This window comes from Azospirillum lipoferum 4B, assembly GCF_000283655.1.
Lineage (GTDB): Bacteria > Pseudomonadota > Alphaproteobacteria > Azospirillales > Azospirillaceae > Azospirillum > Azospirillum lipoferum_C.
The window spans coordinates 102,794-124,159 of record NC_016623.1 but is presented as its reverse complement, the minus strand read 5'-3'; the positions used below and the strand labels follow the sequence as shown (position 1 = coordinate 124,159).

At 66.3% G+C, this 21,366-nt stretch carries 19 protein-coding genes; 4 read left to right on the top strand and 15 right to left on the bottom strand.

The annotated features are described in order from the left end of the window. Nucleotides 1-2: 2 nt before the first annotated feature. Both AZOLI_RS22160 and AZOLI_RS22155 read left to right on the top strand, forming a co-directional pair. Complete coding sequence (locus AZOLI_RS22160; RefSeq protein WP_014249416.1) at nt 3-1,001, top strand: hypothetical protein; 999 nt, start codon at nt 3-5, stop codon at nt 999-1,001. Between the two features lie 66 nt (nt 1,002-1,067). Beyond that, nucleotides 1,068-1,790: a fused DSP-PTPase phosphatase/NAD kinase-like protein gene (locus AZOLI_RS22155; RefSeq protein ID WP_014249415.1), complete on the top strand. Its 723-nt coding sequence runs from the start codon at nt 1,068-1,070 to the stop codon at nt 1,788-1,790. Nucleotides 1,791-1,805: 15 nt separating this feature from the next. Here the strand turns inward: AZOLI_RS22155 and AZOLI_RS22150 are convergent, their stop codons facing one another. The 15 genes from AZOLI_RS22150 to AZOLI_RS22080 all read right to left on the bottom strand — a co-directional run bounded on the left by AZOLI_RS22150 (nt 1,806) and on the right by AZOLI_RS22080 (nt 17,918). Then, nucleotides 1,806-2,471, bottom strand: a complete 666-nt coding sequence (locus AZOLI_RS22150; RefSeq protein WP_014249414.1) for a YitT family protein — start codon at nt 2,469-2,471, stop codon at nt 1,806-1,808. A 139-nt stretch (nt 2,472-2,610) separates the two neighbouring features. Continuing rightward, nucleotides 2,611-2,958 carry an HVO_A0114 family putative DNA-binding protein gene (locus AZOLI_RS22145; RefSeq protein WP_014249413.1) on the bottom strand — a complete coding sequence of 116 codons (348 nt, stop codon included), beginning with the start codon at nt 2,956-2,958 and terminating at the stop codon, nt 2,611-2,613. A gap of 32 nt (nt 2,959-2,990) precedes the next feature. Continuing rightward, on the bottom strand, nt 2,991-3,971 hold the full coding sequence (locus AZOLI_RS22140; RefSeq protein ID WP_014249412.1) for a pyridoxal-phosphate dependent enzyme: 981 nt from the start codon (nt 3,969-3,971) through the stop codon (nt 2,991-2,993). A 379-nt stretch (nt 3,972-4,350) separates the two neighbouring features. Beyond that, nucleotides 4,351-5,763, bottom strand: a complete 1,413-nt coding sequence (locus tag AZOLI_RS22135) for a diguanylate cyclase (protein WP_014249410.1) — start codon at nt 5,761-5,763, stop codon at nt 4,351-4,353. Between the two features lie 47 nt (nt 5,764-5,810). Then, nucleotides 5,811-7,433 carry an ABC transporter substrate-binding protein gene (locus AZOLI_RS22130; protein ID WP_014249409.1) on the bottom strand — a complete coding sequence of 541 codons (1,623 nt, stop codon included), beginning with the start codon at nt 7,431-7,433 and terminating at the stop codon, nt 5,811-5,813. Continuing rightward, nucleotides 7,434-10,109: a sensor histidine kinase gene (locus AZOLI_RS22125; protein WP_244442635.1), complete on the bottom strand. Its 2,676-nt coding sequence runs from the start codon at nt 10,107-10,109 to the stop codon at nt 7,434-7,436. A 209-nt stretch (nt 10,110-10,318) separates the two neighbouring features. Beyond that, complete coding sequence (locus tag AZOLI_RS22120; RefSeq protein WP_014249407.1) at nt 10,319-11,035, bottom strand: XdhC family protein; 717 nt, start codon at nt 11,033-11,035, stop codon at nt 10,319-10,321. Next, nucleotides 11,032-11,361 carry an XdhC family protein gene (locus AZOLI_RS22115; RefSeq protein WP_014249406.1) on the bottom strand — a complete coding sequence of 110 codons (330 nt, stop codon included), beginning with the start codon at nt 11,359-11,361 and terminating at the stop codon, nt 11,032-11,034. Before AZOLI_RS22115 ends, AZOLI_RS22120 begins: the two co-directional genes overlap by 4 nt. Further along, nucleotides 11,358-12,575 (bottom strand): vWA domain-containing protein, encoded by a 1,218-nt coding sequence (locus AZOLI_RS22110; protein ID WP_014249405.1) that lies wholly within the window; start codon nt 12,573-12,575, stop codon nt 11,358-11,360. Before AZOLI_RS22110 ends, AZOLI_RS22115 begins: the two co-directional genes overlap by 4 nt. 7 nt (nt 12,576-12,582) lie before the next feature. Beyond that, nucleotides 12,583-13,506: an AAA family ATPase gene (locus AZOLI_RS22105; protein WP_014249404.1), complete on the bottom strand. Its 924-nt coding sequence runs from the start codon at nt 13,504-13,506 to the stop codon at nt 12,583-12,585. Between the two features lie 34 nt (nt 13,507-13,540). Then, complete coding sequence (locus AZOLI_RS22100) at nt 13,541-13,819, bottom strand: DUF2442 domain-containing protein (RefSeq protein WP_014249403.1); 279 nt, start codon at nt 13,817-13,819, stop codon at nt 13,541-13,543. A 4-nt stretch (nt 13,820-13,823) separates the two neighbouring features. Further along, on the bottom strand, nt 13,824-14,057 hold the full coding sequence (locus tag AZOLI_RS22095; protein WP_044552982.1) for a DUF4160 domain-containing protein: 234 nt from the start codon (nt 14,055-14,057) through the stop codon (nt 13,824-13,826). An 85-nt stretch (nt 14,058-14,142) separates the two neighbouring features. After that, nucleotides 14,143-14,934, bottom strand: a complete 792-nt coding sequence (locus tag AZOLI_RS22090) for an FAD binding domain-containing protein (RefSeq protein WP_014249401.1) — start codon at nt 14,932-14,934, stop codon at nt 14,143-14,145. Nucleotides 14,935-14,962: 28 nt separating this feature from the next. After that, nucleotides 14,963-17,353 (bottom strand): xanthine dehydrogenase family protein molybdopterin-binding subunit, encoded by a 2,391-nt coding sequence (locus tag AZOLI_RS22085; protein ID WP_014249400.1) that lies wholly within the window; start codon nt 17,351-17,353, stop codon nt 14,963-14,965. A gap of 64 nt (nt 17,354-17,417) precedes the next feature. Beyond that, nucleotides 17,418-17,918 carry a (2Fe-2S)-binding protein gene (locus AZOLI_RS22080; RefSeq protein WP_014249399.1) on the bottom strand — a complete coding sequence of 167 codons (501 nt, stop codon included), beginning with the start codon at nt 17,916-17,918 and terminating at the stop codon, nt 17,418-17,420. 346 nt (nt 17,919-18,264) lie between these two features. Here AZOLI_RS22080 and AZOLI_RS22075 point away from each other — a divergent pair, with 346 nt between their 5' ends. Continuing rightward, nucleotides 18,265-19,239, top strand: a complete 975-nt coding sequence (locus AZOLI_RS22075) for a TAXI family TRAP transporter solute-binding subunit (RefSeq protein WP_014249398.1) — start codon at nt 18,265-18,267, stop codon at nt 19,237-19,239. Between the two features lie 33 nt (nt 19,240-19,272). Continuing rightward, nucleotides 19,273-21,366, top strand: a complete 2,094-nt coding sequence (locus AZOLI_RS22070) for a TRAP transporter permease (RefSeq protein ID WP_014249397.1) — start codon at nt 19,273-19,275, stop codon at nt 21,364-21,366.

Below are 21,366 nucleotides of genomic sequence, written 5' to 3'. Positions count from 1 at the left end.
CGATGGCCCGCACCAACGACTTCGCTCTCACCTACGCCTCCGCCCATGAGGAGGCAGGGATGACGCGGATCAACCTCGCGCCCATCCTGCACCGCATCGCGGAGGAGCCGAGCTATCTCCTGAGCGAGGAATTGCTGACGCTGGCCGGCCACTGCCCGGCCCATGCCGACACCCGCAAGGAGGATTTCGAGAAGGTCGCGATCAACACCCTGCTGGGCTTCCTCTATGTCGATCTGCGGGAGCACATCATCGCCCGCATGCCGCTGGACGAGACCGGTCATCTGGTGCTGTCGACCCCGCCGGACTCGCCGCATGGGCTGGACTTCGCCGATCCCGACGGCATCGAGGCCGCCGATCCCGACCGCGTGGTCGGCTTCCTGCGCGATTCCGTCTGCCACCTGCTGGACGCCATCATCAAGGATTGGGCGATCAAGGTGATGGTGGAGGAGGACCGCTGCCGGACGGAGGGAACCATCACCGACATGGCCGCCGCCGGCTATGTGCTGGGGCGCGAGTTGCAGAAGTCGGTCCTGCACGGGCCGTCCGGCTACGACATGCTGTCGATCACCAAGACCGGCAGCCACACCGCCCTGCATGTCTGCTGGAATCTGGTGGAAGCCGCCCCGCTGCTGCGTCCGGGGCTGGAGGCCGCCGCCTATGACGACCTCGCCCGCCGCAGCCTGAAGCAGGTGCTGCCGCTCGCCATGGGCAGTCTGGGCATGCTGTGCCAGTTCATGGCGGCGGGAAAGATCGAGGCCGACGACCATCAGGCCATCCACCCGCTGCGCCCCGACCAGTCGGCCTTCCTCTATGATCCGGACAAGGACCTGATCGTCCTGAACACCGACCTGATCGAGCCGACCGCGATGGCGGGGGAGCGTCATTACACCGGCTGCCCGGCCTTCTACGCCAACGGCCTGATCAACCTGTACATGGAAATCGTGCTGACGCTTGCGGCGCAATACGGCATGTATGTGCGGCTTCAGGGGAAGTCGGCGTGACGGGGGTTCTTGACGGAACGGCGACCATGCCTATGTTGGCGTTCCGTCAGAATCGAAAGGTCTAAGTTGGCGAAGAAAAGCTATCTGCGGGCGGTCACCACCACCGCGCTGGCCGACGCTATCAAGCGCGGCCGCAGCCGCATGGCGACGCCGTGGCAGCGTGCGCTCGGCCATCTGGAAAGCGTGTTCATCGACCACGCCTGCTTCCGGCTGATCTATTCGAACACCTACCGCATCTCGCCCAACATGTACCGGGCGAGCCAGCCCTCGCCTTCGCACATCGCCGTGGCGGCGCGCAACGGGATCAAGTCGATCCTGAACCTGCGCGGCTCGCGTGACTGCGCCTCCTACATCCTGGAGGCGGAGGCCTGCCGCGTCCATGGTCTGGAGCTGGTCGATTTCCCGGTGAACTCCCGCGATATGCCGAAGAAGGAAACCCTTCTGAAGGCGCGCGAGCTGTTCAAGACCATGGCGTATCCGGCGCTGATGCACTGCAAGTCCGGCGCCGACCGCGCCGGCTTCATGTCGACGCTGTATCTGTTCGCCCATGAAGGCAAGCCGCTCGACGAGGCGATGAAGCAGCTGTCCTGGCGCTACGGCCACTTCAAGCAGGCGAAGACCGGCATCCTCGATTACTTCTTCGAGCTTTACGCCGCCTACAACCAGAAGCGCCCGATAGAGTTCTGGGATTGGGTCGAGCGCGTCTATGACCCGGTCGAAGCCAAGGCGAGCTTCCGCTCGCGCGAATGGGCCGATGCGGTGGTCGACCGGGTGCTGGGCCGCGAATAGGGCGGCCCGCTCCGTTCAGCGGGCGACGTACCAGTCGGCGCGGTGGTTGAACGCGACGAAGGCGTTCAGCACCGCCGCCCCCAGGATCGAGGCGAGCAGCGCCGGCCACTCCAGCACGAAGGCCGCGGCGGAGAAGACCGCCAGATCGAACAGCGACTGCAGCCAGCCGGCGCGGAAGCCGGTCTTCTCCTGCAGGTAATAGGCGAGGATGCCGACACCGCCGCCGCTGGCGCCGTGGCGGAACAGCCCGATCACCCCGATCCCGACGCAGAAGCCCGCCAGCACCGCCGCGACATAGGGGTTGATGGCGCTGAAGCTCATCATCGACGGCAGCAGGCTGGACAGCAGGGAAATGCCGGTCACCGCGATCAGTGACTTGACCGTGAAACCGACGCCGATGCGGGCCAGCGCAAGGAAATAGAAGGGCAGGTTGACGAGGAAGAACAGAATTCCAAAGTCGATGCCCGTCGCGTAAGAAATCACAAAGCTCAGCCCTGCCGCCTGACCGGTGACCAGCCCGGCGGCATGCAGAATGGCAATGCCGAACGACGTCATGACGACGCCGAACAGTTGTCCTTGCAAATTGTCAAAGACACTGTGCGCCGCCTTCGGGCGCTCGTAAATGACCGATGCAGGGGATGACGAAATGGTCGGGGCGGATTTGTTCGTCATGCCAATCACCCTTCGGTGTCGCCTGTGTGTTTACACGCGACGACCAACATAGGTCATTTCTGCTGACCTATCCATACTTCACTTCGGCGAAGAGGGGAGCTATGCGATTTGCGGGGGAGGGGTACGGAGACCGTCCTTTGGTCCTGCCTCAAGCGGCCTTCAGCATGAAATCGACATGAACGGACTCATAAGGGAACTCGATCCGTCCGTCGGTTGTCCGCTGAAGGATCCCGGCATCGATCAGGGCATGCACATCGGCATGAACTGCCTTCACGTCACGCTCCAGTCGCCGCGCGACCTCCCGCGGGGCCAAGGGACCTTGCCCGGTCATGACGCGCAGGATCTCCCACCGCTTGGCGGTCAGCACCTTCCAAAGCAACTCCGGCGTGGCAAACCCGATACGCGCGCTTTCCTCAGCCTTTCCATTGCCCCAGGCCTGCCGGAAGGCGGCAAGTCCGTCCGCCAGTTCGGTCACCTCAAGCGTCAGCGTTTTCATCGAGCCACCTCCGTGCGGGTGTATAAAGTCTGTCACGCCGCCAATGTCCGCGCCAGCGTGTCGCCGTCGACATTACGGCCGGACAGCACCGCTACCGTCCGTCCGGTTCGTCCCAGCCGGCCAGCCAGCACTGCGGCGACCCCGGCAGCACCCGCTCCCTCGGCCACCACGCCGAAGGAGCCGTGCAGGGCGCGCATCGCGGCGGCGATCTCCGCCTCCTCCACCTCGACCACGCGGTCGACCAGCGTGTCGACGATGGCCTGGGGCAGCTTGCCCAGCGCGTGGACGTTGATGCCGTCGGCCAGCGTCGGGCCGCCGCGCCGGGCCAGCCTCACGCCGATCACCCGCACGCGCGGGCGCTGTGCCTTCACCGCGGCGGCGACACCGGCCAGCAGCCCGCCGCCGCCGACGGGAACCACCACGGTGTCGACATCCGGACGGTCGGCGAGGATCTCCAGCCCGACGGTGCCCTGGCCGGCGATCACGTCGGGATCGTCATAGGGGTGGAGGAAGGTCAGCCGCCGGTCAGCCGCCAGTTCAAGCGCCTTGCCCTTGGCCTCGCCCACCGTGGCGCCGTGCAGCACCACCTCGGCCCCAAGGGCGGCAGTCCGCTCCACCTTGCAGCGGGGGGCCGTCTCCGGCATCACGATGGTCGCCTTCACATCCAGCCGCGCGGCATGCAGAGCGACGCCCTGGGCGTGGTTGCCAGCCGACATCGCCACCACGCCGGCAGCCCGCTCCGGCGCCGTCAGGCGCAGCAGGCGGTTCAGCGCGCCGCGCTCCTTGAAGGCGCCGGTGGCCTGGAAGACCTCCGCCTTCAGCCACAAATCCCGGCCCAGCGCGGAGGCATGGAGCAGGGGCGTGCGGACGATCTGGCCGGACAGCCGCCGGGCAGCGTCGGTGATCGCCGAAAGCGGCAGCCAGGCCGGCAGGCGCTCCTCATCGAAGGCGGGGGTTTGGACAGGCGTGCAGACGGACAGAGTGCGCGCGGCATCGGCATGCGCGGTGAACATCGCGAGTTCCTCGACGAACGAATTTGGGTAGGACGGGCTTGACCCGGACCGCCTCAGCGGACCGGGTGAATAATTCGCGCCGAGCCACACATTCGCTCGCCAGGACGGACGCCGGACTGCGGTCCCGCGACAGCGGTCAGACGGTTGGACTTGTCATGAACCGGATTGAGGGTTCCGGCGACCACACGGTGCAGCGACACGCCACACACTCCACACGACCAGTGAACACGAAGACGGCAACTCTCCGACGCTCTCAGAGCGCCGGGCCGGTAATTCGCATTCGCATGGTGGCGGTGGTATTCATAGACTCTGAATACCCGCTGCCGCCGCATCGGTCAAGCGATGATCGAACGAAATGTCGCAGGCCGTACACCCAGGGTCAGTTCTGCTCGACCCGGTTCCGCCCCAGCGCCTTGGCACGGTACAGCGCCTGATCGGCGCGGCCCAGCACGCTTTCCACCGTATCCACCAGCGGACGGACGTCCGTCAGGCCGAAACTGCCGGTCAATTGGAACCGCCGGCCATCGGGCAACGGGATCGCCAACGCCGCCAGACCGCTGCGCAGCCGCTCCGCAATCGCAGCACCGTCGGTATGGCTGGTATCGGCCAGCAGGATCGCGAACTCCTCCCCGCCGATGCGGCCGATCTGGTCGGTTGCGCGCAGGTGGCGGCGGATCTCCTCCACCACGCTGCGGATGGCGGCGTCGCCGGCAGCATGGCCCAGCGCGTCGTTGATGCGCTTGAAATGGTCGATGTCGAGCATGACGAGACAGGCCGGCCCGACATTGGGCCTGGGTTCGGCACCGCCTTGCCCCGCCAGCATCCGGTCCAGCAGGTCCAGGATATGGCGGCGGTTGTGCGCGCCGGACAGCGGATCGGTAGTGGCCAGCCGGTGCAGTTCATGCTCCATCCGCCGCCGTTCGGTGATGTCGGTGGCAATGCCGATCAGGCCGGCGGCCGTACCGTCGGCCGCCGTCAGCGGACGCTTCACCACCAGCAGTTCGCGCGGGTCTCCATCCGGCCCGACCACGCTGGTCTCGAAGGAATAAGCCTCGGTGCCGGTGCCCGTCCGCCCATGCGCGCCGACGATCCATTCGATACCATCGGTGGCATCGGGAAACAAATCGCGGAAGGCCCGGTTGCAGAGGGTGCTGCGGCCGGCGGAGTCGCGATACCAGACCGGACTCGGCATCATCTCCACCAGATTCTCGATGAAGCGGCGTTGCTCGTCGGCCAGCGCGGTCTGCCGTTCCAGTTCCGCCGTGCGCTCGGCGACCCGGCGCTCCAGGGAGTGGTTCAGGGTCTCGATGGTGACGAGGTCGCGCCAGCCGCGCACCGCGCCGATCAGGCTGGTGAACAGCTTCTGCGCGGTCAGCTCGGCCTTGCTCTTGTAGTCGTTGATGTCGTAGGCGACGATCACATCGCGCTCCGGCGCCTGTCCGGGTTGGCCGGTGCGCAGGATGATGCGGATGTGGCGGTTGCCCAGGTCGCGGCGGATGTGATGGACCAGCCGCAACCCGGCGTCCTGGGTCTCCATCACCACGTCCAGCAGAACCACCGGCAGGTCCGTCCGCTCGGCCAGGATCGCCCGTGCCTCCGCCGCGGAAAAGGCGCTGACGATGGCGAAGCGGCGTCCTTCGAACTCGAAGTCGTTCAGCAGGACGCGCGTCATCGCATGCACCTGCTCGTCGTCGTCGACCACCAGGATCGGCCAGGGGGCTGTGCTCACCGACGGCTGTTCCGACGATGCCTCCGCCTGTTCGTCGCCGAACAGCAGGTCGTCGGGAGACATGCATTCAGACGAGGCTTGTCCGATTGAGGTTTTCATATCCCTGTCGCTCACTGGGCTTCGATATCGACGCCTGAGAAGTCCTGCTTGAACAGATTGTTCGTGTAATTCTTCACTTCCTTGCGGTGGACCACTGCAATGAAAGTGTTGGCAATCGGGAACCAGGGCATTTCCCGATGAAAGACCTGCTGCGCCTTTCGATAATACTCAGCACGCTTCTCGATGTCGTTGTCCACTTTGGCCCTTGTGATCTGTTCTTCGAAATCGGGATCGCACCATCTCGCGACATTCGTTCCGCCCGGGCGCGCCCCGGTGCAACTCAGCAAAAAATACAGGAAGTTGTCGGGATCGCCGTTGTCGCCGGTCCAGCCATAGATCACCATGTCCTGTTCGCCCTGAGTCACCCGGCTGCGATAGTTGCCCCAGCTCTCCGTCTTCAGCACGACCTTGATGCCGATTCGTTCCAGATTCTCCCGGATCATCTCGGCGGCGCGCTTGCCGTTGGGCATGTAGGGGCGCGTGACCGGCGGATACCAGAGATCGAGGGTGAAGCCTTCCGGATATCCCGCTTCGATCAACAGGTCGCGCGCCGTCATGGGATCGAACGGGTGCTCCCCGATGCTGTCGTCGTAAGACCACATGCTGGGTGGGATCGGGTTCTTCGCCGGCCGTCCTCCATTCTGGTAGACGGCATCGACCAAGGTGCGCTTGTCGATCGCCAAGGTGATGGCGCGCCGCACCCGCACATCGTCGAGCGGCGGTTTCTGGGTGTTGAACGCCATATAGGCGACGTTCTTCCCGTCCTGCTGCTCGATGACCAGATTTGGATCCTTTTCGATCTTTCCCAACTCCGCCGGGTTCGGGAAGATCATCACGTGGCACTCGCCGGACCGCAGCTTGTTCAGGCGCACGGCGATGTTCGGGGTGATCGAGTAGATCAGGTTGTCCAGCGGCTGGCGCCCCTGCCAATAGGCGTCGAACGCCTTGTAGCGGATGGCGAGATCGGGCTGGTACGACACCAGATGGAACGGCCCAGTCCCGATGGGGTTTTCGTCGAACAGGTCCGGCCGCTTCGCCTTCATCAGGGTGTCGGCATATTCCGCCGACTGGATCGACAGGAACGGCATGGCGAGATCGGCCAGGAACGGGGCTTCCGGCCGGTTCAGCGTGATGCGAACCGTGTGGTTGTCCAGCTTCTCCACCGATTTCAACAGGGTCGGCAGCCCCATGCCGCGGAAGTAATCGTAAGTTGCCGGACCGACAGTGTGATAGGGATGATCGCTCTTCCATTGACGTTCGAACGTAAACAGCACGTCATCGGCGTTGAGCGTCCGGCTGGGCTTGAAATGCTCGTTCGAATGAAATTGGACATTCCGGCGCAAACGGAAATCGTAGACCAGACCATCGTCGGAAACCGTGTAGGACTCGGCAAGTGCCGGGATGATGACCTGTGTGCCGCGGCCGAATTCCACCAGATTGTTGAACAGGGGGCTGGCGGCGTTCACGCTGGTGCCGGAGGTGGACACCTGCGCATTGAAGCTCTGCGGATTTCCTTCCGTGCAGTAGACGAGTGACTTGTCGGCCTGTGCGGTGCCGGACGCTCCTGCAAGAAAAACGAGAATAGATAGCCCCTGCACAATCCTTTTCATGAATGTCATCGGCGGCAAAGGCATTTACTGCTCCTGCACGGATTGTGCTTCGATCGCAACGGCCACGTTATCAGTAGCAAGTCGTCGTGGAAAGCGAATGGTGAAGCGAACGCCCTGGCCGAGCCGGCTCTCCACCGCAACCCTTCCGCCTAGAGTATTCGCCACAAGATTGTAAACGATGTGCAGCCCGAGCCCGGTGCTGCCGGTTCCGCGGCGGGTGGTGAAGAACGGATCGAACACCCGTCCCAAATCGGCCGCCGGAATACCCATGCCGTCATCGGTATAGACCAGTTCCACCAGGTCCGGGCTCGGCGTGCTGACCGCGATCAGCAGGTGACCCGGCTTGCCGTCCTGATAGCCATGGATGATGGAGTTCATCACCAGATTGGTCAGAACCTGCGCCAGCGCGCCGGGATAGCCATCGATCTCGATGTCCTCGGGGCAGTCGACCCGCAGGCTGTGGCCAGCGCGGCGCCAGGACGGGCTGAGGCTGGTCGCAAGATCCTCCAGATAGGGCTTCAATGCAAAGTGCCGCCCTTCGTCGCTGGTCTGGTCGGCGGCGACCTGCTTGAAGCTCTGCACCAGTTCGCCGGCCTGACGCAGGTTCAGCACCATCAGCCGGGACAGTTCCTCCGCCGTCTCCTGGAAATCGGCGAAGTCGCTGCGGCGCAGCTTTCCCTCTTGGACCAGCCGCCCGATCGCTTCCAGCCGGTCCTGCAGATGGGTGGCCCCCATCAGGGCGTTGCCGAGGGGCGTGTTGATCTCGTGCGCCACGCCGGCGACCAGGGCACCGAGAGAGGCCATCTTCTCCGCCTGGATCAGATCGGCCTGGGTGCGGCGCAGTTCCTCCAGTGCGCGGTCGGCACGTTCCTTCGCCTCGCGGGCCGCCAGCTCCCGCAGACCGATTTCGCGGATGAAGAAGGCGGCGGCGCGGGCCATCGCGCCGAATTCGTCCTGACGGCGCGTGCCGTCGATCGGGCCGGCCAGCGGATCCTCGGCCAGCCGGGTCATCTGCCGCTGCAGCCGCAGCACCGGCCTGCTGATGGAGCGGGCAACCACCACCGCCGCACCGCCGCCCAGCAGCAGGCCGATGGTGGCCCCGATGATCAGGATCCGGGTCAGCAGGTCGCCGATGCGCGCCGCCTCGTCGCGGAAGGTCTCGTCCAGTTGCCGGGCAGTCTCCACCAAGGCACCGGCATCGCGATCCATGGCGATCAGCAGCTGATTCAGCCGGCGCAGCCCCTCCGCGGTCCGCCTGAGACTGTCGCGCCAGCTGCGGATGGCCGACAGCACCTCGTCCTGCAGCAGCGGCGACATGGGAAGTCCATGCACCGTCCCCAACAGCGCACCGGCATCGTCGACGATGCGGTCGGCTTCCTCGGCGTCGCGCACCGCCACGGCATCGGCCGCCCGCCGCCCCAGGCGCAAGGCGACGATGGCGACATTCTGGGTTTCCTGTTCCGTATCGTTGGCCTGGATGGCATAGGCGATCAGTTGCACCACCTCTTCCTGGAGAGCGGTGTATCCGGTCGCTTTCACCATCAGGATGCGGGCAGTGAGCGCCTCGATGGCGGAGGCGGCTTCGGCGCTGGCATGCTGGGCGTCGGCAAGCCTCCGTTGCGCGGCGGTCGAGCGCTCCTGCACCCGATGCAGCCCCTCCAGTGCCGGACGAACCGATGGCAGCATTGTGGACAGGAAGGTCACGTCGGGTTGTTGGCCCAGCGTGCCGGTCATGACCAGCGCCCGCACCACCGGCAGGGTTCGGCTGGCCTGCTCCGCCAGCATCCGCTCCCCCAGGCTGGCGGCCGGCATACCGTCGCCTCCGAAGCCGGCCGCCGCCTGGACCGCCGTTTCGAACCTGGTCAGTGCCGCGTCGCGCTCCGCCCGCGTCTCGCGCAGCGCCTGGACGGCGGATTGCAGGTCGGCCACCGCCGCGGCATAGCGGCCCGAGCTTTCCATAGCCGGATAACGGTCGGCCAGCGGATCGGTGCGGCGCAGCGCCGCCTGGAGCCGATCCGCGGTGGCGCTCAGCTTGTCGGTGGCGATGCGGAAATCCGCGGCGGTCAGCGGCCGCCCGGTACCGAAGACTCCGGCGCCGAAGGCCAGTGCCGCGACATGCTGCGCCTCGGCCCGTTGCAGGGCCAACATCGCCTCGCGCAGTTCATGGGCCCCATCGACCACGTCGCGGCTGTCGCGCAGGCGCTGGTCCGCCTCGGTCAGCGAGCCGAGCGAATCCACATTGGCGGCGTGCTGGCGCTTTCGCGCGCGATCGGTCAGCGACATCAGGCTGGCCGCATGCCGGCCCATATCGGCGACGGCCGCGTCATTGGCCCCCGTCACCTCGATGAAGGCGCGCATCTGGCCGACATAGCGCTCCAGCACCGCGGTGGCGCGCTCGACCTCCGGCCGGTGGGTGGCAGCCGATCCCGATGAATCCAGCTGACGCAACTCGGCGCCTGCCGAGGCCGACAATGCCTCGAACCGGGCGACACGGCCGGCACGATCGGCGGGAGCGACCTGGAGATAATCGATCCGCGCCGCCGTCGCCGCCAGCACGTCGCGATAGACGGAACCGGCAAGCACCGCCGCCTCGTAAACCCGTTCGCTGCGGTCCAGCAGCAGGCCGCCGGTGACGGCGATCACCGCGGCCACCGCCACCGGCACGCCCCCCACCATCGCGATGCGCGAGCGAATCCTCATGCGCATCCCACCGCGGTCATCCGCGCGCAGGCTGTCCCGGCAGAGAACCGGGGAAACGAAGAGGTTGACCGGCGGTCCGCCACGAACGCTCCGCACACAGGATCACTGGTGCATTATCAGAGCAACGGGCGGGGGCAAAGGGCTAATGATGAATGGACGGTAGCGGTAACGCGGGCGGGGCGTCATCGCGCCCGCCCGTGGCCCCCCGATCAGCAGGGGTGGTTCTCTCCGCGGCGCACGCAGGTGATCTGCCCCATGATCGAGATGGCGATCTCGGCCGGGGTGACCGCGCCGATGGACAGACCGACGGGGCCGCGGATCCGCTTGACCTCGGCCTCGCTCAGCCCCTCGTCGCGCAGGCGGTCCAGACGCAGCGCGTGGGTGCGCTTGCTGCCCAGCGCGCCGACATAGAAAGCGGGGGAGCGCAGGGCGGTCATCAGCGCCGGGTCGTCCAGCTTGGGGTCGTGGGTCAGGGTCACGACTGCGGTGCGGACATCGGGCTTCAGCTCCGCCAAGGCCTCGTCCGGCCACAGATGGTTCAGCTTGATGCCGGGGAAGCGCGCCTCGGTCGCGAAGGCGCCGCGCGGATCGATCACCGTCACGTCATAGCCGGTCAGCGCCGCCACCGGGGCCAGCGCCTGGGCGATGTGCACGGCGCCGACGATCAGCAGCCGCATGGCCGGGTTGTGGACATGCACGAACAGGCGGAAGCCGTCCTCGTCCTGCGGATCGACCAGCAGGCCGGAACGGTCCTGGCGGATGCGCCGGCGCACCTCGTCCAGCAGGTCGGGCTCCAGCCCGAAGCCGCCATGGATGGTGTCTTCGAAGACAAGGGTTTGCAGACCGCTGTTGAGGTCGGTCACCAGGGCGGCCGGGGTCGCGGCGGCCTTCGCCGCAAGCAACCGGTCGAGAATTTCGCGTTTCATTCCACGGCCTCAATATAGACCTGCACCTGCCCGCCGCAGGCCAGCCCGACTTCCCAGGCCATTTCGTTGGTGATGCCGAAGGACAGCACGCGCGGTTCGCCGTCCTCCATGGTCTTGGCGGCCTCATGTGCCACGGCGCCTTCGATGCAGCCGCCGGACACGGAACCCGCCATCGACCCGCGGTCGTCGACCGCCATCTGGCTGCCGACCGGCCGCGGCGAGGAGCCCCAGGTCGACACGACGGTCGCCAGGGCCACCCTGCGGCCGGCGGCGCGCCAAGCGGCTGCCTGCTCCACGATGTTGTCCGCCATCAGGGTGTCGTTCATCCCGCCGCCTCCTTCAACCAGCGGCGCAAGCCCGGGCTCCGACGCGGACCGTGGGCCGACAGGACACCGGCCAGATCCGCGAGGCTGTTCAGGCTGTGGGCCGCGAGAAAATCGTCCACATGCGGCAGCAGCGCCCGGATGCCCGAGGATTTCGGCGCGAAGCCTTCCCAGCGCAACAAAGGATTCAGCCAGACGAGCCGCCGACAGCTTTTGTGCAGCCGTTCGGCCTCTGCCGCAAGCCCTTCCCCTGCATCCCTGTCCAGCCCGTCGGTAATGAGAAGCACGACGGCGCCCTGGCCCAGCACCCGCCGCGCCCAGGTCCGGTTGAAGGCGTGCAGCGCGGTGCCGATGCGCGTGCCGCCCGACCAATCGGCGACCGCGCCCGACACCGCGTCCAGCGCCACGTCGACATCCTTGTGCCGCAGATGGCGGGTGATGTTGGTCAGCCGCGTGCCGAAGACGAAGCTGTAGACCCGGTCGCGGTCGTTGGTGACGGCATGCATGAAATGCAGCAGCATCCGCGAATAGCGCGTCATCGAGCCGGATATATCGCACAGCACCACCAGCGGCGGCGGCCGGGTGCGGCGGCGCTTGCGGGCCAAATCCGACAGCTCGCCGCCGCTGCGCAGCATCCGCCGCAGGGTGGCCCGCGGATCGACGCGCGGCCCCATTGGATCGGACCGGTAGCGGCGGGTGGTGACCTCCGCCAGCGGCAGGGCGAGACGGGCCAGCAGGCGCTTGGCCTGCGCCATCTCCTCCCCCGTCATCTTCTCGAAATCCTTGTCCTGCAGGCGTTCGGCGGCGGATACGGTGAAGGAGGCGTCGAGTTCGATCTCGGTCTTCTCCGGCTCCTCCTGTTCTGCGCCGCTGCCGTGCAGGGCCTCGGCGAGGCGCTGAGCCATCTCCGGCCGGTCGGGCGGTGCCTCCGTCCGCGCCTTCGGCAGCATCAGCGACATCATCTTCTTCAGGATGTCGGGATTGCGCCAGAAGACATGGAAGGCCTGGTCGAACAGCTCGCTCTGGTCGTGGCGGTTCACGAAGATCGCGTGCAGCGCCCAGTAGAAATCCGTGCGGTTGGACAGGCCGACCGCCTCCACCGCCTCGACGGCCTGCAGCACCTTGCCCGGCCCGACCGGCAGGCCGGCGGCGCGCAGCGCGCGGGCGAAATGCATCAGGTTGAGGGTGAGGCGGCCGGCCGGCGCGTCGTCCGTCATGGCGGCCTCAGCGCGCGGTGGTGGCGGCCAGCTCGGTCTTGACCTGGGTCAGGATGCGCGCCGCCTCGCTGCCCTGGATGCGGGCGATGTCGTCCTGGTATTTCAGCAGCGTGCCCAGCGTGTCGTTGATGACGGAAGGCTCAAGCTCCAGCTGATTCAGTTCCACCAGCGCCTGCGCCCAGTCCAGCGTCTCGGCCACGCCCGGCGCCTTGTAGAGGTCCAGGCCGCGCAGGGTCTGGACGAATCCCACCACCTGGGCGGCCAGCCGCGCATCGGCCTGCGGCGCCTTGACCGCCAGGATCTCCCGCTCCCGCGCGGCACTGGGATAATCGACCCAATGATAGAAGCAGCGCCGCTTCAGCGCGTCGTGGATCTCGCGCGTGCGGTTGGAGGTGAGGATGACGATGGGCGGTTCCGGCGCGTGGATTGTGCCGAATTCCGGGATCGAGACCTGATAGTCGGACAGGATCTCCAGCAGATAGGCCTCGAACGGCTCGTCGGTGCGGTCCAGCTCGTCGATCAGCAGAACCGGCGGCCCGGCAAGGTCCGGCTCCAGCGCCTGCAGCAGCGGCCGCTTGACCAGGAAGCGTTCGGAAAACAGGTCGGAGGCGAGGGATTCGCGGTCCTGCCCGCCCGACGCCTCGGCCAGCCGGATCTCCATCATCTGGCGGGCATAGTTCCACTCATAGACGGCGGACGATGCGTCCAACCCCTCATAGCATTGCAGCCGCAGCAGCTTGCGGCCGAGCGTCGCCGACAGGACCTTGGCGATCTCGGTCTTGCCGACGCCCGCCTCGCCCTCCAGGAACAGCGGACGCTTCAGCTTCAGCGCCAGGAACAGCGCGGTCGCCAAAGAACGATCCGCGACGTAGGAGCCGCGGGTGAGAAGCGCCAGCGTATCGTCGACGGAGGCGGGGAGGGGGGTGGTCATGAAGGGCCCTGATGGATTGAATGAATGCAGGGCGTCAGGCGGCTGCGCGCCGCTGGTCCTGCGCCCGTTGCCACAGCCGGTCGGCAGGGTAGTCGATGTCCGGGTCCTCCGCGTCGCCCCAACCGATGGCCCACCCCCAAGCCACCACCTTCACCTGGGCGAACAGGGTCGGATCGGCAAGCGGGCGCAACATGGTGAAACGGCGGATCGGTTCGGACAGATCGACGACTTCCCGGGTGCCATCGATCCAGGTTACGGCAACCGACAGCGTATCGGAAAGAGCTTCAACGGCGGCGACGCGGGGCTGGTCCATCGAATCACTCCTCGCCATTGATCTCGATCCACCGCAATGCCAGCAACGGCCGGTTCTCTCCCGCCCATTCCAGCACCTTGCGCATGGTATCAGGCGGCACCGTGCCTTTCAGCAAGACCAGATCATTGATTCGGACCAGTGCGTTGAAGTCCGGCCCGACAATATGGAAATGTGGTGGATTATGGTCGTCGGCATAGATGTAAACGCGGGCGTTCCCTATTCGCACGATGATCGGCATGGAGAAAGTCTGACCGTCCTTGTCCCGCAGCGTCAAGCGCTCTCGCCACGATAGAGATGTTCGCGGCGAGAGCGCATCGACCGTCTTACCCCGCCGCTTCGACCGCCCGCTTTGCCATCACGGTGACGAGGTGGGCGCGGTAGTCGGCGCTGGCGTGGATGTCGGCGTTCAGGCCGTCGGCCTCTACCGACAGGCCGTTCAGCGCTTCCGCCCGGAAGTCGGCGGCGAGCGCCGTCTCGAACGCTTCGGCGCGGAAGACCGAGCCGGCGGCACCGGTCACCGCCACCCGAACCTCGGCACCGAACCGGGCGACGAAGACGCCGACGATGGCGTAGCGGCTGGCCGGGTTGCGGAACTTGGCGTAGGCCGCCTTGTCGGGACGGGAGAAGCGCACCGACTTGACGATCTCGCCCGGCTCCAGCGCGGTTTCGAACATGCCGGTGAAGAAGTCGTCGCCGGCGATGCTGCGGCGGTCGGTCGTCACCGTGGCCTTCAGCGCCACCACCGCCGACGGATAGTCGGCCGACGGATCGGCGTTGGCGATGGAGCCGCCCATCGTGCCCATGTTGCGGACCTGCCGGTCGCCGATGCCTTCGGCGAGGCTGGCCAGCGCCGGGATCACCCGCTTGACGAGGTCGGAATGGGCGACCTCCGCATGGCGGGTGAAGGCGCCGATCTCCAGCCCGCCGTCAACTTCACGGATGCCCTTCAGCTCCGGGATGGCGCCGAGGTCGATCAGGTCGGTCGGGCGGGCAAGGCGTTGTTTCAGCGTCGGCAGCAGGGTCTGGCCGCCGCCCAGAAGCTTGGCCTCTTCCGCCTGAATGGCGGCCGCCGCGTCGGCGAGCGTTGTCGGCCGTTGGTACGTGAACGCGTACATTCTCTAGCCTCCTTCTTCTTCGGCCGTCTTATTCCGCCGCCATGGCAGGAGCAGCGTCGCGGATCACCCGCCAGACCTTCTCCGGCGTCGCCGGCATGTCCATGTGGGTGACGCCATAGTCCGACAGCGCATCCACCACCGCATTCATCACCGCGGCGGCGGCGCCGATGGTTCCGGCCTCGCCGCAGCCCTTCACGCCCAGCGGGTTGTGGGTGCAGGGCTGGTCCTCGTGATAGCGCACGGTGAAGGATGGGACATCGTCGGCCCGCGGCATGCAATAGTCCATGTAGGAGCCGGTGACGAGCTGCCCCGATTCCTCGTCATAGACGCAGTTCTCGTACAGTGCCTGCCCGATGCCCTGGACCAGGCCGCCATGCACCTGCCCCTCGACGATCAGCGGGTTGATGACGTTGCCGAAATCATCCACCGCGGCAAAGCTGACGATGGTGGTGACGCCGGTATCGGGATCGATCTCCACCTCGCAGACATGGCAGCCGTTGGGGTAGGTGAAGTTCTTGGGATCGTAGAAGGCCTGCTCGTCCAGCCCCGGCTCCAGCTCGTCCAGCGGGAAGTTGTGCGGGACATAGGCCTGCAGGGCGATCTCGCCGATGCCCAGGCTCTTGTCGGTACCGGTGACGGTGAAACGGCCGTCCTTCACCTCGATGTCGGTCTCGGCGGCCTCCAGCATATGGGCGGCGATTTTCTTCGCCTTGCGCTCCACCTTGTCCATCGCCTTCACCAGGGCGGAGCCGCCGACCGCGAGCGAGCGCGAGCCGTAGGTGCCCATGCCGAAGGGGATCTTGTTGGTGTCGCCGTGGACGATCTCGACATTCTCGATCGGGATGCCGAAGCGGTCCGCCACGATCTGGGCAAAAGTGGTCTCATGGCCCTGGCCGTGGCTGTGAGAACCGGTGAAGACCGTCACCGAACCCGTTGGATGAAAACGGACTTCCGCGCATTCATAAAGTCCTGCGCGAGCACCGAGCGCACCAGCGACATTGCTTGGCGCGATGCCGCAGGCTTCGATGTATGTCGCGAATCCGATGCCGCGCAGCTTGCCACGCGCCTTCGATTCGGCGCGGCGCTGCTGGAAGCCGGGGTAGTCGACCAGCGGCAGGGCGATGTCCAGGTTCTTGGCGAAGTCGCCGGTGTCGTATTGCAGCGCCACCGGCGTCTGGTAGGGCATCGCCTCCTTCGGCACGAAGTTGCGGCGGCGGATCTCGGTCTTGTCCATGCCCATCACGCCGGCGGCGACATCGACCAGCCGTTCGATCAGATAGCAGGCCTCCGGCCGGCCGGCGCCGCGATAGGCGTCGACGGGGGAGGTGTTGGTGAAGACCGCCTTCACCTCGGCATAGATCGCCGGGGTCTTGTACTGGCCGGCCAGCAACGTGGCGTAGAGGTAGGTCGGGATCGACGGCGCGAAGGTCGACAGATAGGCGCCGAGATTGGCGAGCGTGTTGACGCGGAGCGCCAGGAAATTGCCGTCGGCGTCCATCGCCAGCTCGGCATGGCTGACATGGTCGCGGCCATGGGCGTCGGTCAGGAAGCTTTCGGACCGGTCGGCGGTCCATTTCACCGGCCGGCCGACCTTGCGCGCCGCCCAGGTGACGACGGCCTCCTCGCCGTAATGGAAGATCTTCGACCCGAATCCGCCGCCGACATCCGGCGCCACCACCCGCAGCTTGTGCTCCGGAATGCCCAGCACGAAGGCGCCCATCAGCAGGCGGGTGACATGCGGGTTCTGGCTGGTGGTGGTCAGCGTGTATTCGCCGCTGGACTGGTCGTATTCGCCCATCGCCGCCCGCGGTTCCATCGCGTTCGGCACCAGACGCTGGTTGACCAGATCGATCTTGGCGACATGGGCGGCATTGGCGAAGGCGGCATCCACAGCCGCCCGATCACCCAGATGCCAATCGTAGCAGACATTGTCCGGCGCATCGTCATGGACCAGCGGAGCGCCGCCCGCGATGGCGCGGGTAGAGGAGCCCACCGCCGGCAGTTCCTCGTAATCGACCACCACCATCTCGGCGGCGTCGCGCGCCTGCTCGCGGGTTTCGGCGATCACCACCGCCACCGCGTCGCCGACATAGCGCACGCGGTCGCGCGCCAGCGGATAATGCGGCGGCTCCTTCATCGGCGAGCCGTCCTTGGAGTGGATCTGCCAGCCGCAGGGCAGGCTGCCGACCTTGTCGGCCTCCATGTCGGCCCCGGTCAACACGGCAACCACGCCCGGCATCGCCAATGCGTCCGTGAAGTCGATGCCCAGGATGCGGGCATGGGCGTAGGGGGAGCGCACATGGACCGCATGGGTCATGTTCGGGCGCTTGAAATCGTCGGTGTAGTTGCCGCGGCCGGTCAAAAAGCGCTGGTCTTCGCGCCGGCGCACCGAGGCGCCGATGCCATTGGGGTTCGCCATCTCGTGTTTCCTCCCACAGGAACGCGTAAGATGCGGAAATATCTGGTTTTTGGGCTTCTCGCCCTTATTCGGCAGCGACCGGCGCCGGCTGCGCGCCTGCCATCGCCTCGGCCCCCGCCTTCACCGCCTTGACGATGTTGTGGTAGCCGGTGCAGCGGCAGATGTTGCCTTCCAGCCCCTCGCGGATTTCGGCCTCGGTCGGGTTCGGGTTGTCGCGGACCAGATCGACCGCGCTCATCACCATGCCCGGCGTGCAGAAGCCGCATTGCAGCCCGTGATGTTCGCGGAAGGCTGCCTGCATCGGGTGCAGCGTGCCGTCGGCCGCCGCCAGCCCCTCGATCGTCGTGACCTCCGTTCCATTGGCCTGGACGGCCAGCGTGGTGCAGGACTTCACCGACCGTCCGTCCACATGGACGACGCAGGCGCCGCACTGGCTGGTGTCGCAGCCGACATGGGTGCCCGTCAGGCCCAGATGCTCGCGCAGGAAGGCGACGAGCAGCGTACGCTCCTCCACCTCGCGCGAGACCGTCTTGCCATTGACGGTCATCGAAACGGTACAGGACATCGGTTTTCCTCCCGCTGGCTGAAGTCTGGCTTGCAGTCGTTTGGCGTGCAGTTGGGACTTGGTGCTGTCGCGTGACGCGCCTTCGGCCGGAGACATGGTGGCTTGCGCTTCGGCCGGCGGTCTTCCGCCACAAGGATAGGGGGTGTCTGCCCGCCGAGGTCAAGGAGCCTCTGCATGTCTTGGCCGAAAGAATGGCATGCGGACCGTCATTATATCGGATTGTACGTACTGGCGCGCAATTTTATGCCGCGTTACAGTGGGTTGGGGCTGCCCGTGGCATATGGGCATGCAAATGAATCCGCCCGGCAACGATCCGGGTGCAGCAACGATAACGGGGAGAGCCGCTATGAATCGCCCAACCGTGAAGCGTCACCTTCTGGCCCTGTGCACGGCCGCCGGCCTTGGATTCGGCCTTGGCCTCGCCGCCTTGCCGGCCAAGGCGGAGACCTTCATCACCGTTCTGACCGGCGGCACCAGCGGCGTCTATTACCCGCTGGGCGTGGCGCTGTCGAACGTGTACGGCAAGGCGCTGCCGGGGGCCAAGGTGACGGCGCAGGCGACCAAGGCGTCGGTGGAGAACCTGAACCTGCTGCAGGCAGGCCGCGGCGAGATCGGCTTCACCCTGGGCGATTCGCTGAGCGACGCCTGGAAGGGCAACGAGGAGGTCGGCTTCAAGCAGAAGCTGGAGAAGCTGCGCACCATCGCCGCCATCTATCCCAACTACATCCAGGTGGTCGCCAGCAAAGACTCCGGCATCAAGACCCTGGCCGACCTGAAGGGCAAGCGCGTGTCGGTCGGCGCGCCGAAGTCGGGGACGGAGCTGAACGCGCGGGCCATCTTCGGCGCCGCCGGGCTCGCCTACAAGGACTTCGCCAAAACCGAGTATCTGCCCTTCGGCGAATCGGTCGACCTGATCAAGAACCGGCAGCTGGACGCGACGCTGATCTCCGCCGGCCTCGGCGTGGCGGCGATCAAGGATCTGTCGGCCTCGCAGGAAATCACCATCGTCAGCATTCCGGCCGATCTGGTGCAGAAGGTCGGCGACGCCGCCTATATCACCGAGACGATCCCCCCCGGCACCTATCCGGGCCAGAGCGAGCCAGTGCCGACCGCCGCGGTCCGCAACCTGCTGGTCAGCCATTCCGGCGTGTCGGACGACGCCGCCTATGCGATGACCAGGACCCTGTTCGAGAATCTCGACGCGCTGGCCGCCGCCCATGTGGCCGCCAAGCAGATCAAGCTCGACAAGACCGCCACCCAGTCCCCGGTGCCGCTGCATCCCGGCGCCATCAAGTATTTCAAGGAAAAGGGGCTGATGTAACGGAGGGACGGAGGCCGCGGGGAACGCAGACTGATGACTCATGACAACGAGGCGGATGCCCAAACCCGCCAAGCGATAGACCGGGAGAATCCCGCCCATGTCGCCGCCTTCGAAGGTTTCGACGGGCGGGCGGTTTTTGCCATAGCCGTGGCCTTTTCCGCTTTCCAGATTTGGACCGCCGCCTTCAACCCGCTGTCCACGGTCGTGGTGCGGTCGGTTCATGTCGGCTTCCTGGTCCTGATGACCTTCACCCTGTTCGGCGCGAGCAAGGCTGCCGCGCGCCGGCGGGTGCCCTGGTACGACTGGCTGCTGGGCCTCGCCGGCTTCGCCATCGGCCTGTACCATTATTTTTTCGAGGTCGAGCTGATCCAGCGGGCCGGCGACCCGAACGCGACCGACATCGTCGTCGGCGCCATCGCGGTCGCCCTGGTCTTCGAGGCGGCCCGGCGCATCATGGGGCTGGCGCTGCCGATCCTGTGCGGCGTCTTCATCCCCTATGCCCTGTTCGGACGGGAACTGCCCTTCGGGCTGGCCCATCGCGGCTATGGCTTCGATCAGGTGATCGACACGCTGTTCCTGTCGACCGAGGGCATCTACGGCACGCCGACCTTCGTGTCGGCCACCTACATCTTCCTGTTCATCCTGTTCGGCGCCTTCCTGGAACGGGCCGGGATGATCAAGCTGTTCAACGATGTCTCGCTGGGGCTCGTCGGCCATTCCACGGGCGGGCCGGCCAAGGTGGCCGTCTTTTCGTCGGGCTTCATGGGAACGATCAACGGGTCGGGCGTCGCCAACGTGCTGACCACCGGGCAGTTCACCATCCCGCTGATGACCCGCTTCGGCTACCGCCCGGCCTTCGCCGGCGCGGTGGAGGCCACGGCCAGCATGGGCGGCCAGCTGATGCCGCCGGTGATGGGGGCCGCCGCCTTCATCATGGCGGAGACCATCGGCGTGCCCTACAGCGATGTCGCCATCGCCGCCGCCATTCCCGCCATCCTCTATTTCGGCAGCGCCTTCTGGATGGTCCATCTGGAGGCGGGCAAGCGCAATCTGGTCGGCCTGCCGCGGGAGGAGTGCCCCAGCGCGCTGCTGGCCCTGCGGGACGGCTGGTATCTGATCCTGCCGCTGGCGGCCCTGGTCTATCTGCTGTTCTCCGGCTTCACGCCGCTGTTCGCCGGCGTGATCGGCATCGCAGCCACCATTGCCCTGATCCTGGGCATGAGCCTGGTCACCTCCATCGGCCCGACCGTGCTGCGCGCCGGATTCTGGGTGCTGCTGGGTCTGGTCGCCGCCGGTCTGTGGCGGACGGGCCTGCGGACGGAGCATCTGGCCTTCGCCATGGTCGGCCTGCTGGTCGTCCCCTGCCTGATGCTCAAGGGCGGGCGGGAGACGCTGCGGCTGGTGGTCAATGCCACCGCCGACGGAGCGAAGAACGCCATCGGCGTCGGCGTCGCCTGTGCGCTGGTCGGGGTTCTGATCGGCATGATGACGCTGACCGGCCTTGCCTCCAGCTTCGCCACCACCATCGTCAACCTGTCGGGCGGCAGCCTGCTGGCGGCGCTGCTGCTGACGATGGTGACCTGCATCGTGTTGGGAACCGGGCTTCCGACAACGGCCAACTACATCATCACCGCATCGATTGCGGCCCCGGCGCTGCTGACCATGGGAGTGCCGCTGATCGTCAGCCACATGTTCGTCTTCTATTTCGGCATCATGGCCGACCTGACGCCGCCGGTCGCGCTGGCGGCGCTCGCCGCTTCCTCCATCGCGCGGGTCGGACACATGAAGATCGGCTTCATCGCCACCCGCATCGCGATGGCCGGCTATGTGGTGCCCTTCATGGCGGTGTACGATCCGGCGCTGCTCCTGCAGACCGAGAACTGGATCGCCGTGGCCTACATCGTCGTCAAGGCCTGCATCGCCATCGCGTTGTGGGGAGCGGCCACCATCGGCTTCTTCTGGACCACCCTGCCGATGATCGCCCGCATCTATGCCGCGGCGACCGCCTTCCTGTTCGTCGTGGCATTGCCGATCACCGACGAGATCGCCTTCGCCATGGCCGCCCTGTTCCTGCTGTGGCAGTACCGCCGCCGGCGGAGCGTTCCGGCGGCGGCACCAGCCTTGTGA

Coding starts and splice junctions, on each gene's coding strand:
- AZOLI_RS22160 (WP_014249416.1), top strand. CDS start 3: ATGGCCCGCACCAACGACTTCGCTCTCACCTACGCCTCCGCCCATGAG.
- AZOLI_RS22145 (WP_014249413.1), bottom strand. CDS start 2,958: ATGAAAACGCTGACGCTTGAGGTGACCGAACTGGCGGACGGACTTGCC.
- AZOLI_RS22140 (WP_014249412.1), bottom strand. CDS start 3,971: ATGTTCACCGCGCATGCCGATGCCGCGCGCACTCTGTCCGTCTGCACG.
- AZOLI_RS22135 (WP_014249410.1), bottom strand. CDS start 5,763: ATGTCTCCCGACGACCTGCTGTTCGGCGACGAACAGGCGGAGGCATCG.
- AZOLI_RS22130 (WP_014249409.1), bottom strand. CDS start 7,433: ATGCCTTTGCCGCCGATGACATTCATGAAAAGGATTGTGCAGGGGCTA.
- AZOLI_RS22125 (WP_244442635.1), bottom strand. CDS start 10,109: ATGAGGATTCGCTCGCGCATCGCGATGGTGGGGGGCGTGCCGGTGGCG.
- AZOLI_RS22120 (WP_014249407.1), bottom strand. CDS start 11,035: ATGAAACGCGAAATTCTCGACCGGTTGCTTGCGGCGAAGGCCGCCGCG.
- AZOLI_RS22115 (WP_014249406.1), bottom strand. CDS start 11,361: ATGAACGACACCCTGATGGCGGACAACATCGTGGAGCAGGCAGCCGCT.
- AZOLI_RS22110 (WP_014249405.1), bottom strand. CDS start 12,575: ATGACGGACGACGCGCCGGCCGGCCGCCTCACCCTCAACCTGATGCAT.
- AZOLI_RS22105 (WP_014249404.1), bottom strand. CDS start 13,506: ATGACCACCCCCCTCCCCGCCTCCGTCGACGATACGCTGGCGCTTCTC.
- AZOLI_RS22100 (WP_014249403.1), bottom strand. CDS start 13,819: ATGGACCAGCCCCGCGTCGCCGCCGTTGAAGCTCTTTCCGATACGCTG.
- AZOLI_RS22095 (WP_044552982.1), bottom strand. CDS start 14,057: ATGCCGATCATCGTGCGAATAGGGAACGCCCGCGTTTACATCTATGCC.
- AZOLI_RS22090 (WP_014249401.1), bottom strand. CDS start 14,934: ATGTACGCGTTCACGTACCAACGGCCGACAACGCTCGCCGACGCGGCG.
- AZOLI_RS22085 (WP_014249400.1), bottom strand. CDS start 17,353: ATGGCGAACCCCAATGGCATCGGCGCCTCGGTGCGCCGGCGCGAAGAC.
- AZOLI_RS22080 (WP_014249399.1), bottom strand. CDS start 17,918: ATGTCCTGTACCGTTTCGATGACCGTCAATGGCAAGACGGTCTCGCGC.
- AZOLI_RS22075 (WP_014249398.1), top strand. CDS start 18,265: ATGAATCGCCCAACCGTGAAGCGTCACCTTCTGGCCCTGTGCACGGCC.
- AZOLI_RS22070 (WP_014249397.1), top strand. CDS start 19,273: ATGACTCATGACAACGAGGCGGATGCCCAAACCCGCCAAGCGATAGAC.